General features: G+C 60.2%; 16 protein-coding genes. 3 read left to right on the plus strand and 13 right to left on the minus strand.

The window, feature by feature from the left end:
• Window positions 1-57: 57 nt before the first annotated feature.
• Entirely contained in the window at window positions 58-921 is an 864-nt protein-coding gene (locus JXR15_RS14775; protein ID WP_422053977.1) for a LysR family transcriptional regulator, read from the plus strand.
• Here the strand turns inward: JXR15_RS14775 and JXR15_RS14780 are convergent, their stop codons facing one another.
• From JXR15_RS14780 to JXR15_RS14825, 10 genes are all read right to left on the minus strand, one after another.
• The gene (locus JXR15_RS14780; protein WP_422053978.1) at window positions 922-1,293 is read right to left on the minus strand and encodes a hypothetical protein; all 372 of its coding nucleotides are present in this window, start codon (window positions 1,291-1,293) and stop codon (window positions 922-924) included.
• A 26-nt stretch (window positions 1,294-1,319) separates the two neighbouring features.
• Window positions 1,320-2,408 (minus strand): Zn-dependent alcohol dehydrogenase, encoded by a 1,089-nt coding sequence (locus JXR15_RS14785; protein ID WP_422053979.1) that lies wholly within the window; start codon window positions 2,406-2,408, stop codon window positions 1,320-1,322.
• Window positions 2,409-2,501: 93 nt separating this feature from the next.
• Entirely contained in the window at window positions 2,502-3,704 is a 1,203-nt protein-coding gene (locus JXR15_RS14790) for a TCR/Tet family MFS transporter (protein ID WP_422053980.1), read from the minus strand.
• A gap of 184 nt (window positions 3,705-3,888) precedes the next feature.
• Complete coding sequence (locus tag JXR15_RS14795; protein ID WP_422053981.1) at window positions 3,889-4,653, minus strand: hypothetical protein; 765 nt, start codon at window positions 4,651-4,653, stop codon at window positions 3,889-3,891.
• A gap of 19 nt (window positions 4,654-4,672) precedes the next feature.
• A complete protein-coding gene (locus tag JXR15_RS14800) occupies window positions 4,673-5,383 on the minus strand; it encodes an alpha/beta fold hydrolase (RefSeq protein WP_422053982.1) in 711 nt (236 codons plus the stop codon).
• A complete protein-coding gene (gene pcaD, locus JXR15_RS14805) occupies window positions 5,376-6,164 on the minus strand; it encodes a 3-oxoadipate enol-lactonase (RefSeq protein ID WP_422053983.1) in 789 nt (262 codons plus the stop codon). Before pcaD ends, JXR15_RS14800 begins: the two co-directional genes overlap by 8 nt.
• 2 nt (window positions 6,165-6,166) lie before the next feature.
• Window positions 6,167-7,369 (minus strand): endonuclease/exonuclease/phosphatase family protein, encoded by a 1,203-nt coding sequence (locus JXR15_RS14810; protein WP_422053984.1) that lies wholly within the window; start codon window positions 7,367-7,369, stop codon window positions 6,167-6,169.
• Window positions 7,370-8,344: a threonine ammonia-lyase gene (locus tag JXR15_RS14815; protein WP_422053985.1), complete on the minus strand. Its 975-nt coding sequence runs from the start codon at window positions 8,342-8,344 to the stop codon at window positions 7,370-7,372.
• Window positions 8,341-9,186: an alpha/beta fold hydrolase gene (locus tag JXR15_RS14820; RefSeq protein ID WP_422053986.1), complete on the minus strand. Its 846-nt coding sequence runs from the start codon at window positions 9,184-9,186 to the stop codon at window positions 8,341-8,343. The genes JXR15_RS14815 and JXR15_RS14820 overlap by 4 nt, the downstream gene beginning before the upstream one ends.
• Window positions 9,187-9,882, minus strand: a complete 696-nt coding sequence (locus JXR15_RS14825; RefSeq protein WP_422053987.1) for a haloacid dehalogenase type II — start codon at window positions 9,880-9,882, stop codon at window positions 9,187-9,189.
• A 141-nt stretch (window positions 9,883-10,023) separates the two neighbouring features.
• On the opposite strand from JXR15_RS14825, the gene JXR15_RS14830 reads away from it, so the two are divergent.
• Window positions 10,024-10,452, plus strand: coding sequence for an FKBP-type peptidyl-prolyl cis-trans isomerase (locus tag JXR15_RS14830; RefSeq protein WP_422053988.1), 429 nt, complete (start codon window positions 10,024-10,026; stop codon window positions 10,450-10,452).
• 61 nt (window positions 10,453-10,513) lie between these two features.
• Here the strand turns inward: JXR15_RS14830 and JXR15_RS14835 are convergent, their stop codons facing one another.
• Entirely contained in the window at window positions 10,514-10,843 is a 330-nt protein-coding gene (locus JXR15_RS14835) for a hypothetical protein (protein WP_422053989.1), read from the minus strand.
• 240 nt (window positions 10,844-11,083) lie between these two features.
• Entirely contained in the window at window positions 11,084-11,425 is a 342-nt protein-coding gene (locus tag JXR15_RS14840; protein ID WP_422053990.1) for a hypothetical protein, read from the minus strand.
• 259 nt (window positions 11,426-11,684) lie between these two features.
• Here JXR15_RS14840 and JXR15_RS14845 point away from each other — a divergent pair, with 259 nt between their 5' ends.
• Window positions 11,685-12,740, plus strand: a complete 1,056-nt coding sequence (locus JXR15_RS14845; RefSeq protein WP_422053991.1) for an NAD(P)H-dependent flavin oxidoreductase — start codon at window positions 11,685-11,687, stop codon at window positions 12,738-12,740.
• Window positions 12,741-12,803: 63 nt separating this feature from the next.
• On the opposite strand, the gene fabB is transcribed toward JXR15_RS14845, so the two are convergent.
• On the minus strand, window positions 12,804-14,033 hold the full coding sequence (gene fabB / locus JXR15_RS14850) for a beta-ketoacyl-ACP synthase I (protein ID WP_422053992.1): 1,230 nt from the start codon (window positions 14,031-14,033) through the stop codon (window positions 12,804-12,806).
• Window positions 14,034-14,057 lie beyond the last annotated feature (24 nt).

Consider the following 14,057-nt stretch of genomic DNA (forward strand, 5'->3'; position numbering starts at 1 on the left):
GGATGCGCAGGCATAAACTCAAATTATCCTTTTTCATCCTGAGAGACGGTTTATCTAATGGATAAGGCTGGGTTTGATCATCTGCCATTGGAGTGGGTGCGGGCGTTTGAGGCGGCGGCGCGGTTGGGCAGTTTTACGGCAGCGGCGCAGGAAACCGGGTTGACGCAATCAGCGATCAGTCAGCGGATTGGGCATCTGGAAGCGCGGCTTGGGACGCAGCTGTTTGTGCGGCAGGCGCGGCGGATCACCTTAACGGTGGATGGCGAGGCGTGGTTGCCACATGTGCAGGCGGCGCTGGTGGGATTGCGCGACAGCACAGAGGCGCTGTTTGGCGTGTCGCGTAACCGGTTGACGATTTCGGCAAGCGCGTCAGTGAATGAGCTGTGGCTGGTGCCGCGTATAGGGCAATTGGCGGAGGTCAGCGGGGCGCAGATCACGCTGAGCACAATGGTGGTGGCCGCCGGTGACGCCAAAGACGATGCGGCGGTGCGCATCCGCTATGGCAGTGGTGATTGGCCGGTGGCCTATGCGGTGCCGCTTTATGAGGAGCGGTTGAGCCCGGTGGTGGCGCCGGCATTGTTGGCGCAAGGCGTGTGGCAGGCCTTGCCTCGGCTGTCGGTGTCTGGGCCGCGGCCAAGCTGGCGGCGGTGGTGTGCGCAGACCGACACGCCGACAACGCCGGTGGCGCATTTGCGGTTTGACAGTTTTTGTGCGGGGCTGGCGGCGGCGCGGGCCGGGCAGGGGGTGCTGTTGGCGTCCTTGCCCTTGGTGCAGGCGGAGTTGGACGCGGGGCGGTTGGTGCGGGTCACAGATGAGGTGCTGCGCCACCACGAGACCTATTGGCTGCTTGGCGCCAAAGAGCGGCTGTCGCGGCGGCAGTGGCGACAGTTGGCGGACTGTTTGGCCGACGGTGTGGCGTAGCTACGTCCCGATGGCCTCGGCAAAGGCTTCGAGTTCGCGCTCGATTTCGCTGATCGCGGATTGGGTGCTGAAGAAATAGAGGTCCGGGGCGTCGACGTCGTCCATGAAAGCTTCGATTTCCATTTGGATCGGTTGGTCGTCGATCGCCCCGGTGACGCGCCACCGACGGGTGTCCTCAACCGCCATGCAAGCGAGGTTGCGACGGACTTCTTGGGCAAGGTCCGCCGGAAAATCCAGCCGCGGATTGTTGGCCAGCTGGGTGAAAAATGGCGCGACCTCGTCGGACGCGAAGTTCATCGAGGTCTGGGATGTCATTGGCGGCAGGGGCTTGGGAGCGTTCGGTTTGAACAATTCGGTGACAAACTTGAGCACGGGGGCCTCCGGAAGGGATTGTGACGTTAGCTGTCAAATACAATCACATTGCGCTTTGCGCTACCCGTCTTTGTGTCCGCGATGGCCTCGTTGATTTGATCCAGCGTCCAGCGGCCGGAGATCAGCTCGTCAAGTTTCAGGCGGCCTTGCTCATAGAGGTCGACCATCCAAGGGATGTCGCGTTTGATCACCACGTCGCCCATTTTGGAGCCCTGCATGCCCTGGCCGATGGCGGCGAGGATGACGGGCTCGTAGGTGGATTTGGCCCCGGAGTGCGGCATGCCGACCATGATAACCTTGCCGCCCGGTGCAAGGTAGCGAGGGGCGTCGTCATAAGCGGGGATGGCGCCCACGGTCACGATCACCGCGTCCGCGCCGCGGCCCATGGCGCGCATGGCTTTGATGAAAGGCTTTTTGTCGGTGGCCAGCACGCCGTCAGTGGCGCCAAACTCCTTGGCGATTGCGAGTTTCTCTTCGCTCATGTCGACGGCCACAATCCGACGGGCGCCGGCGATGCGCGCGCCTTGGATGGCGTTGAGGCCGACGCCGCCTGCGCCGATGACCACCACGTCCTGACCGGCGCGGATTTGCGCGGCGTTGACCACAGCACCAACGCCGGTGATGACACCGCAAGCAATAAGGCTGGCGGCTTCCATGGGGATATCGTTGGTGATTTTCACCACTTGGGATTGGTCGACCACGACCTTCTCGGCGAAAGCGCCGCAGGCCATGGCTTGGTGCAATTTGCCGCCGTCGGCGGTGGTCAGCGGGCCTTTGTCGCCGTCATAAGGCGTGCTGCAGATGACGGGTTTGCCTTCTGAACAGGTCGGGCAGGTTCCGCAAGCGCGGATCAGGGTGACAATCACGGAGTCGCCTTCCGCGAGGCCGGTCACGCCGTCACCTACGGAGGTGATGTGACCAGCAGCTTCGTGGCCGTAGACCGCGGGCAGGCTGCCGCCCCAAGCGCCGTCTGCAAAGGAGATGTCGGAGTGGCAGATGGCGACGGCGGAGAGCTTGACTTCGATCTCGCCCATTAGCGGCGCGCGCAGGGTGACGTCCTCAACTACAAGGGGCTGGCCAAATTCATGGCAGACGGCGGCTTTGATGGTGCTCATGGGCAAGTCCCTTGTGTTTGGTGTCACATCCAGTTTTGGCCAGCTTAGGCGCGGGGGGATGGTTCAATCCAGACACAAGGTGTCGTTTTTTGCCTAAGTGGCGCGACGTGACTTTGCAAAAACCACGATTGCGATCATCAAAAGGGCGGCGGCGAGCACAAAGGGGGCGCCGGGGAGATAGAGCACGGCGTGTTTGTCGGAAAAATAGGCAAAGGTTTGCGTCATCACCAAAGGCGCGGCGATATGGGCTAGGGAGGTGAGCGAGGCGGAGATGCCTTGCAGCTCGCCTTGGGCGTCATCGGAGACACGGCGGGACATAATGCTTTGCAGCGCGGGCAGGCCAACGGATGAGAGTGCGGCCACGGGGATGCCGATGAACAGGAGAATGCCGTTGGAGATCACCGCGAGATAGATCAGCGCCACAACTTCCAGTCCAAGGCCGATCACAACCGTGCGGCGGTTGCCAAACCACTTGGTGAACGGGCCAATCAGGGTGGCCTGCACTATGGCAAAACAGAGACCATAGGCGGTGAGGCTGAGGCCGATCATGGCCTCTTCCCAGCCAAATCGTTCGATGATGAAGTAGGGCCAAATCGCCGGATAAACCGCAGCGGCAATTTGGTAAAAGAAGAAGACAATCAGCAGGTTGGTCATGGCCGGCAGTTTGCCAAGTGCTTGCAGTGCGCCCAGCGGATTAGAGCGACGCCATTCAAAAGCGCGGCGGTTGGCGTCGGTCACGGTTTCTTTGAGCACCATCCATCCCAACAGAGCGTTGCCTCCTGCCAATACAGCGGCCGCCCAGAACGGTGCACGGGTGCCGTATTGACCCATAAACCCGCCCATCGCCGGGCCAAAGACAAAGCCCACGCCCATGGCCGCGCCAATCATGCCAAAGGCGCGGGCCTTTTCTTTGGCGTCCGACATGTCAGCCATATAGGCCATGGCGGTGGCGTAGGTGGCGGCAGTGATCCCGGCCACGATGCGGCCAATCACCAAAATCCAGATGTTATCTGCAAGCGCCATAATCACATAGTCCGCCGACATCACAGCAAGCGAGACCAGCAGCACTGGTCGACGGCCAAAGCGGTCTGAGAGATTGCCCAGAAGGGGTCCGCAGAGGAACTGCATGAACGCAAAGACGGTGGAAAGAATGCCACCCCAAATGGCGGCTGCGCCGAGGTCGCCGCCGGTCACCTCTTGGATGAGGTCGGGCATCACCGGGATGATCAGGCCAATGCCCATGGCATCGATCATCACCGTGGCCAGAATGACAAAAATTGGCAGGCGGTTGCGCATCATAATTTCATTAATTCTATAGTTGCATCAGGGCAGGAAAACGCGGATCGGTCAACTGATTACTTGGCCGCACACACATATTGCTCCGTCTGAATGGCAGAGCGCGATCCATGCCGTGCCGTCGGGCCGCAAGCTGTCCCAGCGTGGGCACCACTACAAGTCTTCCGTCACGGCATTTTGTGGATCAGGTGGCGGTCGCTTGCACCAAAAGCGACTGGCTGCTGAGGGCGATTTGCGGCAGGTAAAGCGGTTCGCTGGCAATGTCCGCGGTGTCTTGAAACAGCGCGTTGAGACCAATCAGGTGCGCGCGTAGAGCTCCGTTGGTTGGGGTATTGGGCGCGGCCTCTGCCGCCAAATCCGCCGTCAAGGTGAGCCAGTTGGCAATGGTGCGAATTGCACTGCGTGGATCCTGAGGTGCGCCCAGTTTGAGGGTGTCTGCGATGGCGGCGCCAATGTCGGGCGCGGCGGTGAAAGCAACACGCAGACAGGTTTCCCGGATCGCTGGCAAGTCAGATAGCAAGGCCGCGCGGCGGTCGCTGTCTGGCAGGGTGGTGAGGGCGGTTTCCGTCAAGGTCAGAAGCTGGCGCAGGCGCAGCATGAGCGCGGTGTCGGCCACGTCTTGCGGATCGGTGTTATGCAACAGGTGCTGGCTGTGCTCGGGGGCTTCCATGGCTTTGTCAAAAGCCGCGACCAAAGCGGGAATGTAGTTGCCATCTTGGGCGACGCCATCGGCCAGTCCCGCGGGGTCGATCTGCACTTCCATCGAACTGCGATGGATAAAGAAGGCGCTGTCTTCAGGGATGTCGCTCCGGGTGCCCTGGACCTTTGCCAAAGTGCCCAGCACCAGCAAAGCCGCGCGGATTTCGGCGCTGTGAGTAAACAGGCGGCCAGCCTCGCCCACCGGGTAGAGTTTGGTGAACATCGGGCTGTCAAAAACAGAGGCGGTCATAGGCGCGGTCTTTCTGTCGTCAGTCTTTCAGGATTTGGTCGATCAGGGCGGCGAGGCCGGTGGGATCGGCAAAGAAGGGGGAGTGGCTTGTGGGAATCTCATAAACGTCTGCGGAAGGCCAGTCCTTGGTCATGGTGACCTGAAACTCCGGTGGGATGGCCTGGTCATCCCTGCAGCGAATGTAGCTGCGTGGGGTTTGGCGGTGGCCGTCGCCCAGCGTGATTTTGGTCTGCTGTGCAGCAATGGACTGCGGTGACAGATGGGCCAATGCATAGTCTTCGGTGCCCGGGGGGCAATCGTGGTACAGAGCGTCGCGGACCTTGGCGGGCTCGAAGGTGTAACTTTGCCCGTCTTCGTGGCGCTTGATGGCCTGCATCAGCGGTTGGCGTGGCGCGGCAATGCGCATGTCGATGGTGGAGTGATTGTCCCACGGGGTATAGGCGCAGAGGTAGATCAGGCGGGCGATGCGACCGGGGGCGAGGTCAGCGGCGCGGGTGATTGGGAAGCCGCCCCAGCTGTGACCCAAGACAACGGTATCTTCTCCCAAAGCGTCGATGATGGACTGGGCGCAACTGTCCAGTGTGACGTCTGCCACCGGGGTGGTGTCTTCGCCGTGCGACGGCATGTCGATGGCGCGGGCGGAGTGGCCCAGCGCTTCGAGGGCCGGGATCAGGTCGCGATAACACCATGCGCCGTGGCAGGAGCCGTGTACCAATAGAATGTCAGACATGGCCGGTTTCTTTCATAAAATCCGTGAGCAGTGCGGCGTATTCGGCGGGTTTCTCTACACAAGGCAGATGGCCGGTGCGGCGCAGTAGTTCTAGACGTGCGCCGGGGATCAGCTCCACAGTTTCGCGCACCAGATCAGGTGGCGTGGCGCCGTCCTCGGATCCGGCAATGCCTAAGGTGGGCAGGCGCAGACCAGAGGTGGGCGTGTAAAAATCGGTGCCTTGGATGGCGGCACAGCAGCCCGCGTAGCCCTCCGTTGGGGTGCTTTCCAACATGGCTTTCCAGTGGGCAAGTTCTGGCTGGGTTTGGAAGTCCCGTGAGAACCAGCGCAGCATGATGTCGTCCGACATGGCGGGCAGGCCTTTGGAAGTGACCATGTCGATGCGGTCCTGCCACATCTTGGGGGAGCCGATTTTGGCAGCTGTGTTGGAGAGCACCATGGCGCGCACCAGATCGAGGCGTTTCACCGCGAGGCCCTGCGCGACCATGCCGCCGATCGACAGGCCGACCACCAGTGCGTCTTTGACGTTGAGGTGCTCCAGAAGGGCTTCGGCGTCTTTCACCAGCGCACCCATGGAATAAGGCGCGGGCGGCACGTCACTTTCGCCATGGCCGCGCATGTCATAGCGAAGGATGCGCAGGCCGTCGGGCAGATGCTCCAGGATCGGGTCCCAGAGATGCAGCGTGGTGCCGAGCGAGTTGATGAAAAGCACTGGCGCGCCGTTGGGGTCACCTTCGTCGCGGTAGTGGGTTTTGATTTGGTTGAGCGTGGCGGTTGGCATGGTCAGTCTTGGTTGTCAGTTTTGAGGCGGATGTGGGCCATGATTTGCCCGTGGTCAGAGGCGAGTTTGTTATAGGGCGCTTCGGCGTGGCTGCCATCGGTGAGATGGTCGTTGAGCACGCTGAAGTATTCCATGTCGCCGAGGCGGTCCGCGTTGTCCGGGTGGAAGTGCCGGCTGAGATAGATTTGATCGATGCTTTCGTAAACCCCTCCAAACGCCGTGGTGTAGACCATGTCGCGCAGGGACTTGCGGGTGAACAAGGCTTCGGCAGAGGTCAGGCGGACGGAGGTGACGGCGTCTTGGATGGCGTCGTTTTCTTTTCGGGTGTAGCGGTCGTTGGCATGTTTAGCGTCGTGGCGCAGCATCCAGCTGTAGTTGCGGAAGGGCACTTCGCCAGAGATGATTTCGGAGCTGACCGCATGCTCGCCGTCGTTGAAGTCGCCCAGCACCATGACCGGGCGGCCTCGGTTGAGCTCGTCGACAATGGCGCGGCGCAGGACCCAGGCTTCGGCCATGCGGCGCAGGGCGGCGCGCATGGCGCCCATGGCGCGGCCTAGTGGGTCGTAGTTGGTAAGGTCGGCTTCCGCCGCTTTACCTTCGGCGTCGCGGGTGAACTCGCCCAGTTTGGATTTGAGGTGGCAATTGAAGACTGTGATGACCTGATCGCCCACGGGGATGCGCGCCTTCAGGATTGGGCGGGAGGTGCGGCGTAGCACAAAGGCACCGGAGTCGTCGCCGTCCAGCCCTTGGAAGGGGATTTCGACGGGCGTGTCGAGGTCCTGAATGATCTCGGGGGGCTCAGCAAATCCGTAGCGTGATAGGATGGCGACACCGGGGCGGCGGTTGCCCGGCTCGCCAGAGTCGTTCGCATTGGGCGCGACAAACAGGCCGCCGTCGCCATAGGGCGTGTATCCGAGTTTGCGGAAGATGGCCTTGCGGTGGTAGCGCTTGGATTTGTCGGGAATCACCGCGGCGTTGGATTCCTCGCCAATGCGGTCAGCCTCTGCGATCACAGATTTCAGGGAGGGTTCGTCAAAGATCTCCTGAAAGCCCACGATGTCGGCGTCCATGGAGAAGAGCTGGGAGGCGGTCCAGTCTTCCTTCCAGGCGTGTTCCTCGGGTGTGTAAGATTGGAAGGTGTAATATTCCTGATTTGGACCGATCAGGTTTTTCACGTTGAAAGAGGCGATGGTGAAATTGGTCATCTACGGGAACCTTTTAAGAGCATCGGCAAAGACATCGGCGTCGACATTGCCGCCGGTACAGACAGCGATCACAGCGTCGCCTTCGATTTTGTCGCCATGAAACAGCGCGGCTGCGAGGGCGCAGGCGCCGCCGGGTTCGGCGACGATTTTCAGACGTTTGAAGGCGAGGGACATGGCCTGCAGCACCTCGTCTTCACTCACGACAAAGCCGGGGCCAACCAAACGCTGCAGGATTGGGAAAGTGAGGTTGCCGGGCTGGGGCGTGATGATGGCGTCACAAATGGAGCCGGTTTCATTGGCATTGCGTTGGATGCTGCCGGTTTCCAGAGAGCGGGCGGTGTCATCAAAGCCTTCGGGCTCGGCCGGTCGCGCGCGCATGTTGGGGGCTTCGGCCTCCAAGGCCAGCGCAATTCCAGAGGTCAGCCCACCGCCGCCGCAACAGGCAATCACGTCGCCGGAGGTCACGCCACGCTCGGCGGCTTGAGCCACGATTTCTAGACCCACGGTGCCTTGGCCCGCGATCACCTGCGGCTCGTCATAAGGGCGGATTAGCGTCAGGCCGCGCTCCTCGGCGATCTTGTTGCCAACCTCTTCGCGGCTTTCGCCACCGGCGCGGTCATAGAGCACCACTTCGGCGCCGAGCGCGCGGGTATTGTCGATTTTCAGCTTCGGGGCGTTTTGCGGCATGATGATCACCGACGGCGCGCCGTGGGCGGTGGCGGCGGCAGCTACTCCTTGGGCGTGGTTGCCGGAGGAGAAGGCGATCACACCGCGTTTGCGGGTGGCTTCGTCCATGGCAGAGACCGCAGACCAGCCGCCGCGGAATTTGAAGGAGCCGGTGTGCTGCAGGCATTCGGCTTTGACCAACACGCGACGTCCCGCGATTTCGTCCAAGAAGGGCGAGGTCAGCATGGGCGTGACGCGGGCCTGGCCTTGGATGCGCAAAGCGGCGGCGCGGATCATGTCGATGTTCATGCGGGCTCTCCGTTAGGCAGTTGCGCGATCCATTGGTGCAGCACGTCAAGGCATTCCGGTTCGTCCAAGAAGGGCACATGGGCGCGATCTTTGGCTTCGGCGGCCAATATCGGCGCGCGGGTCTGCATTTCGGTGTGGGTCTCTTTGCTGAGAATGTCGGAGTTCTCACCGCGTAGGACAGCAAGAGGGCGGCCTTTCAGCTTGTCAAACTGAGGCCATAGGTCACCTGCGGGGGCTTTGGGATCAAATTCGGTCAGCACAGCGTTGCGCAGTTTGGGGTCGTAGTTGATGTTGAGGCCATCGTTGGTTTCGACAAAGTGGTGCGCGGCCTCTTCTTCCCAACGGCTGGCCGGGACGTTGTGGAAACCGGGCAGGCGGGTGGCAAGGGCCTCGGCGGCCTCGGCGCGGGTGGTCCAGACAGGCTTGCGGCCAATGAAGACAAGGATGACTTCCAGGCCGTCAGTTTCGATCACCGGTCCCACGTCGTTGAAACAGACACCAGTGAGGCGGTCTGGGGCCATTTCCATCAGCGTGAGTGCGATAAGGCCGCCGCGCGAAGTGCCAAGGATCGCGGTTTTGCCGATGCCAAGGTGGTCGAGCAGTTCCAAAGCGTCTTGGGCTTCGCGCGCGAGATTGTACGTGGTGAAGTCTTCGGCCCAATCCGATTGGCCGCGGCCGCGGTAGTCCATACGGATCACGCGGGTGTCTTTTAGGTGAGGGAGCACGTAGTCAAAATCACTGGCGTTGCGGGTCAGGCCGGAGAGGCAGAGCACAATGGTGCCAGGTCCGCCGGTGTCGTCAAAATAGAGCGACAGGCCGTCAGAGGTGGTGAAATGAGGCATTTACAGTCTCAGCAAATCAGGAACAAATTTCAGATCGGTCAACACAAATTCAGGCTTCCAGGGCAGGCGATCCACCTGTTCGCCGCTGTTGCGATGCACCCAGCAAGAGCGGAAGCCAAAGCCAGCAGCACCGGCGGCGTCCCAACCGTTGGAGGAGACAAAAATCACCTCTTGTGGTTGGCACTCAAAGCGTTTGGTGACCAGCTCGTAGACTTGATGCGCGGGTTTGAAAATGCCCACGTCCTCGACGCTTAGGACATCATCCAACAGGTGGCCAATGCCGGCATTTTGCACCGCGCCATCGAGCATCTTGGGGGAGCCATTGGACAGGATGGCGGTGTTCATGCCCGCGTCTTTGAGCTCTTGCAGGGCTTTGGGAACTTCGGGATAGGCGCTGAGCTCCCAGTAGAGTTGCAGCAGGCGTTCGCGCAACTCCCGATGCTCCGGCGCGTTGAGTTTCACCACGTCCAGCGCGTTGTCGAGGGCGTTTTGCGTGACCTCCCAGAAATCGGTGTGGGCATTGGTGATGGCGCGGATCCAGGTGTATTGCAGTTGTTTTGCGCGCCAGACTTCCGCCACCTTGGGCCAGTGTTTGGCAAATTCTTCGCGGCCTGGCTCTGCGGCAAGTTCGCGGGCGGCCGCAGAGACGTCAAAAAGCGTGCCGTAGGCATCAAAGACAAAGGTTGTGGTGGCCATCGTTTCCTCCCGATTTGGAGGCAGAGTGGCAGGTTTGGGGCGGGGCGAAAAGGCCTGTTTTACAAATAGACGTGAGGCCTATAGGGTGCGCCGCTCAAGCCGGCTGGAAGGGTCGGGGCAAGCTGACAGATGGGACACTTTATGACCGCAGCAAAATCGGGCGATACCGTCCGCATCCACTACACCGGCACCTTGAGCGACGGCTCCACCTTTGACAGCTCTGAAGGGCGTGATCCGCTGGAATTTACACTGGGGTCCGGTCAGGTGATCCCGGGGTTTGATACCGCTGTAGATGGCATGACTGTGGGAGAGAAAAAAGTCGCGGAGATTCCTGCGGATCAGGCTTATGGCCCACGCCATGAAGAAGCCATTCAGGATGTGCCACGGGAACAGATCCCGGCAGAGATCCCGCTGGAAATTGGCCTGCAGTTGCAGATGCAGTCCCCTACCGGTCAGGTGATGCCTGTGACCGTGGTCGAGATCACGGACGAGGTGGTGAAGCTGGATGTCAACCACATGCTGGCTGGCAAAGACCTGACCTTCGCAATTGAGTTGGTGTCTATCAACTGATCTGTGGATTGGTTGCGGAAGTGTCGAAAGCCCGCCGGTGTCGGCGGGTTTTTTTATGGGTTCAAGGAGTGCGGCTTTGTTGATCCACAATGAAATCGCCGCGTTTACAGGTTGCCAAACTATTGGTCAAAACCACTTGGCCGCCAAGCCGATTATGACAGTGCTTTTCGAAATAGAACTCATGCAACATGGATTTCGCCCGCATTCCGAATGACGGTTCCGCGCTGCCTGTAACGGTGCTTTGCAGCGCGATGAAAACAATCACGAGACTTGTGGCCACAAACAAAGGTTCCGCCTTTTTAAGGCGGGGACGAGCGTTCAGAGTGTTGCCAGCCAGCAAGACCAAAACCCCTAAGCCGCCAAGGGCGAAAATGAGCGGTTGAAACTGCATTTATACAGATATCCAGAATACAGAAGACAGTAATTTGGCGCCGTATAGTAGGGGCGTTGGGTTTGCGCCAAGCCCTTTATTCATGATTTTTTAACGTAGCAGATATGTGGTTTTTGAATGCCAGCGGTAGGTATTTGATTTGATGGTAAAATTTTTGGAGCCTGAGATGATTTGCGTTCCTACGGGGGTGGTTGGAACTGGTTTGTGCAGGGTCTGAGCTTGGCTAAACAGTTGGAGGGGTCAGTGCGGCACGTCGCTTGGCCGTTGCGTTTGATCAGTAGCGAAGTCATCACGGATGCAATAGACTATACTGCCTGCCAGACGCACTGTGCCACCCAGATGGCTTGCGCAGTGGTTCTCAAAAAAGAGATCGTGCAACATCGAGTGCGAATGGTTCCGCATTGGAGATTGCGCACCGTCAGACACAGTTGATTGCAACGCCCAAAAAATCGCCACCAAACTCAAAATTACAAGCAAGGGTTCCGCGCGGTTCAGGCGCGGTTTGGACGCGGTTGAGACGCTGGAGAGATAGACAAGAAGCAACACGCCTAGACCGGCGATCAAGAGAGCGACGAAGTGCATAGTGCGAAGTCCAGAGGTGGTGGGGGACGTGATTGCGTTTCATAGGGGCGCGCCTGCGTTTTCTCCAAGCGGTAATTTTGGGCAGGATATGCCTGCTTTTTGAGCGATTGCAGGCCGGGAACTCTTAGCATTCTGATATAGTTTGCGTATTTCGCGCTGCTGCCGCTGATCCCTGGAGAAAAAATGTGCCGTATATGTGTTTTTGGGCGCTTTTCTTTTGCCAAAGCTGCGCTAGCTTGTGTGCTGGGAGGCGGTTTTCATGGATTTTTGTTCAATTTTGCGACTCAGGTGGCCACTGTTTCAGGCGCCCATGGCGGGGGTGTCGACGCCACAGATGGCGGCGGCAGTGAGCACTGCCGGTGGTCTCGGCGCGCTGGGCCTTGGGGCCGCGGGCGTGGAAGGGGCACGGGAGATGGTGCGCGCAACGCGGGCGCAGACCAATCGACCGTTTAATGCCAATGTGTTTTGCCACGCACCTGCGCTGCGGGATGCGGATGTGGAGGCCGATTGGTTGGCTGCGTTGGCACCGACTTTTGCGCAGTTTGGGACCAAGCCGCCGGAGGCGCTGCATGAGATTTACCGCAGCTTTGTCGTGGATCGGGCGATGTGTGACATGTTGATCGAGGAAGTGCCTGGGGTGGTGAGTCTGCACTTTGGCCTGCCGGAGAAGGCGTGGATCGCGGAATTGCAGGCGGCTGGCAATCTGGTGTTTGCCAGTGCCACAAACGTGGCCGAGGCGCGGGCCTGTGAAGCGGCAGGTGTGGATGCAATTGTGGCGCAGGGCATTGAGGCAGGAGGCCACCGCGGCGCGTTTGATCCGGATGTTGAAGATGAGGCTCTGCCGACGCTGGCTCTGGTGGAGCGGTTGGCTGCGCGTTGTGAGCTGCCGGTGATTGCGGCAGGTGGCCTGATGGATGGCGCGGATGCAGCGCGGGCTTTGGCGCGTGGGGCTGCGGCGGTGCAGCTGGGCACCGCGTTTCTGGATTGCACGGAGTCAGCGGCAGATACGGCTTACCGCGCGGCGTTGCGGGACCCAGAGCAGGGGCCGCCGGTGCTGACCACAAGTATTTCAGGGCGTGCGGCGCGCTGTATGCGGAATGATTTTGTAAAGTTGGGGCAGGGCTTGCACGCAAAGGTGCCGGACTATCCGGTGACTTATGATGCGGGCAAGGCGCTGAATGCGGCGGCGAAGGCAGCCGGTGAGACAGGCTTTGGCGCGCAGTGGGCGGGCACCGGCGTGGCGCGGGTGCGGTCTGGTGGTGCGGCAGAGATTTTGGAAGCGATTGGGGCAGAACTCAAGGCGGCGCAGGCCTGACCCCAGAAATGCGAAATGCCCCGGGTGGGGGCATTTCAGAAAGCTTGCATGTCGAGGCTTTGTTTAGCCGCGGTATTTGGACAGCAGCATCGAGCCGTTGGTGCCGCCAAAGCCAAAGCTGTTGGTCATCACCGTGTCCAGACCGGCGTTTTCGACCAGATCAGTGGCCACTTCGCCCGGGTTGATCGCCGGGTCCATGTTCTCCACGTTGATCGACGGCGTGATGAAATCCCCATCCAGCATCAGAAGACAGAAAATCGCTTCCAATGCGCCTGCCGCGCCTTGGGCGTGGCCGGTCATGGATTTGGTGGATGAGATTGGTGGTGTGGTGCCTTCGCCAAAGACGCGGCGCACGGCCTCAACTTCGCCAACATCGCCAACAGGCGTGGAGGTGCCGTGGGCGTTGATGTAGCTGACTTTCCGGTCTTCTGGCAGTGTGGCTGTGGCCAGACGCATGGCGCGTTCGCCGCCTTCTCCGGAAGGGGCCACCATGTCGTGACCGTCAGATGTTGCGGCAAAGCCGGTGACCTCGGCGTAGATTTTTGCACCACGGGCCAGGGCGTGCTCGAGGTCTTCCAGAACCACAATGCCGCCGCCGCCAGAGATGACAAAGCCGTCGCGGTCCGCGTCAAAGGCGCGGGAGGCTTTTTCCGGGGTGTCGTTGTACTTGCTGCTCATCGCGCCCATGGCGTCAAACAGGCAAGAGAGAGTCCAGTCGAGTTCTTCGCCGCCACCGGCAAACATCACGTCCTGTTTGCCCATCATGATCTGCTCTGCCGCGTTACCGATGCAGTGCAGGGAGGTGGAGCAGGCGGAGGTGATAGAGTAGTTGATGCCTTTGATTTTAAAGGCAGTTGCCAGGTTGGCGGAAATCGTGGAGCTCATGCATTTAGGCACCGCGAAAGGCCCGATACGCTTGGTTGCGCCAGTTTTGGCTACGGTCTGGTGTGCCACCAGCATCGCCGAAGTGGAAGGACCACCAGAGCCCGCCACAAGTCCGGTGCGCTCGTTCACAACCTGATCGTCAGAGAGACCGGCATCGGCAATGGCCTGTTGCATGGCGATATGAGCGTAAGCCGCGCCGGGCCCCATGAAACGCAGCGTGCGTTTGTCGACCTGTTCTTTGATGTCGATGTCGATGTGACCGGCAACCTGGCTGCGGAAGCCGTGCTCGGTCATTTCGGCATTGGCGGAAATGCCGGATTTGCCCGCTTTCAGCGAGGCGGTGACTTCTTCGGCATTGTTGCCAATCGAGGATACGATACCCAGTCCGGTAACGACGACGCGACGCATGTGCGCTCTCCCTTAGTTTGTTGA

Origin of the sequence: Shimia sp. (assembly GCF_049116215.1) — a bacterium.
Classification (GTDB): domain Bacteria; phylum Pseudomonadota; class Alphaproteobacteria; order Rhodobacterales; family Rhodobacteraceae; genus Shimia.

Excerpts from the sequence above, each read along its gene's own strand:
- JXR15_RS14815 (WP_422053985.1), bottom strand. The coding sequence starts at position 8,344 with ATGAACATCGACATGATCCGCGCCGCCGCTTTGCGCATCCAAGGCCAG.
- JXR15_RS14790 (WP_422053980.1), bottom strand. The coding sequence starts at position 3,704 with ATGCGCAACCGCCTGCCAATTTTTGTCATTCTGGCCACGGTGATGATC.
- JXR15_RS14830 (WP_422053988.1), top strand. The coding sequence starts at position 10,024 with ATGACCGCAGCAAAATCGGGCGATACCGTCCGCATCCACTACACCGGC.
- fabB (WP_422053992.1), bottom strand. The coding sequence starts at position 14,033 with ATGCGTCGCGTCGTCGTTACCGGACTGGGTATCGTATCCTCGATTGGC.
- pcaD (WP_422053983.1), bottom strand. The coding sequence starts at position 6,164 with ATGCCAACCGCCACGCTCAACCAAATCAAAACCCACTACCGCGACGAA.
- JXR15_RS14810 (WP_422053984.1), bottom strand. The coding sequence starts at position 7,369 with ATGACCAATTTCACCATCGCCTCTTTCAACGTGAAAAACCTGATCGGT.
- JXR15_RS14775 (WP_422053977.1), top strand. The coding sequence starts at position 58 with ATGGATAAGGCTGGGTTTGATCATCTGCCATTGGAGTGGGTGCGGGCG.
- JXR15_RS14800 (WP_422053982.1), bottom strand. The coding sequence starts at position 5,383 with ATGTCTGACATTCTATTGGTACACGGCTCCTGCCACGGCGCATGGTGT.
- JXR15_RS14825 (WP_422053987.1), bottom strand. The coding sequence starts at position 9,882 with ATGGCCACCACAACCTTTGTCTTTGATGCCTACGGCACGCTTTTTGAC.
- JXR15_RS14840 (WP_422053990.1), bottom strand. The coding sequence starts at position 11,425 with ATGCACTTCGTCGCTCTCTTGATCGCCGGTCTAGGCGTGTTGCTTCTT.
- JXR15_RS14820 (WP_422053986.1), bottom strand. The coding sequence starts at position 9,186 with ATGCCTCATTTCACCACCTCTGACGGCCTGTCGCTCTATTTTGACGAC.
- JXR15_RS14795 (WP_422053981.1), bottom strand. The coding sequence starts at position 4,653 with ATGACCGCCTCTGTTTTTGACAGCCCGATGTTCACCAAACTCTACCCG.
- JXR15_RS14845 (WP_422053991.1), top strand. The coding sequence starts at position 11,685 with ATGGATTTTTGTTCAATTTTGCGACTCAGGTGGCCACTGTTTCAGGCG.
- JXR15_RS14785 (WP_422053979.1), bottom strand. The coding sequence starts at position 2,408 with ATGAGCACCATCAAAGCCGCCGTCTGCCATGAATTTGGCCAGCCCCTT.
- JXR15_RS14835 (WP_422053989.1), bottom strand. The coding sequence starts at position 10,843 with ATGCAGTTTCAACCGCTCATTTTCGCCCTTGGCGGCTTAGGGGTTTTG.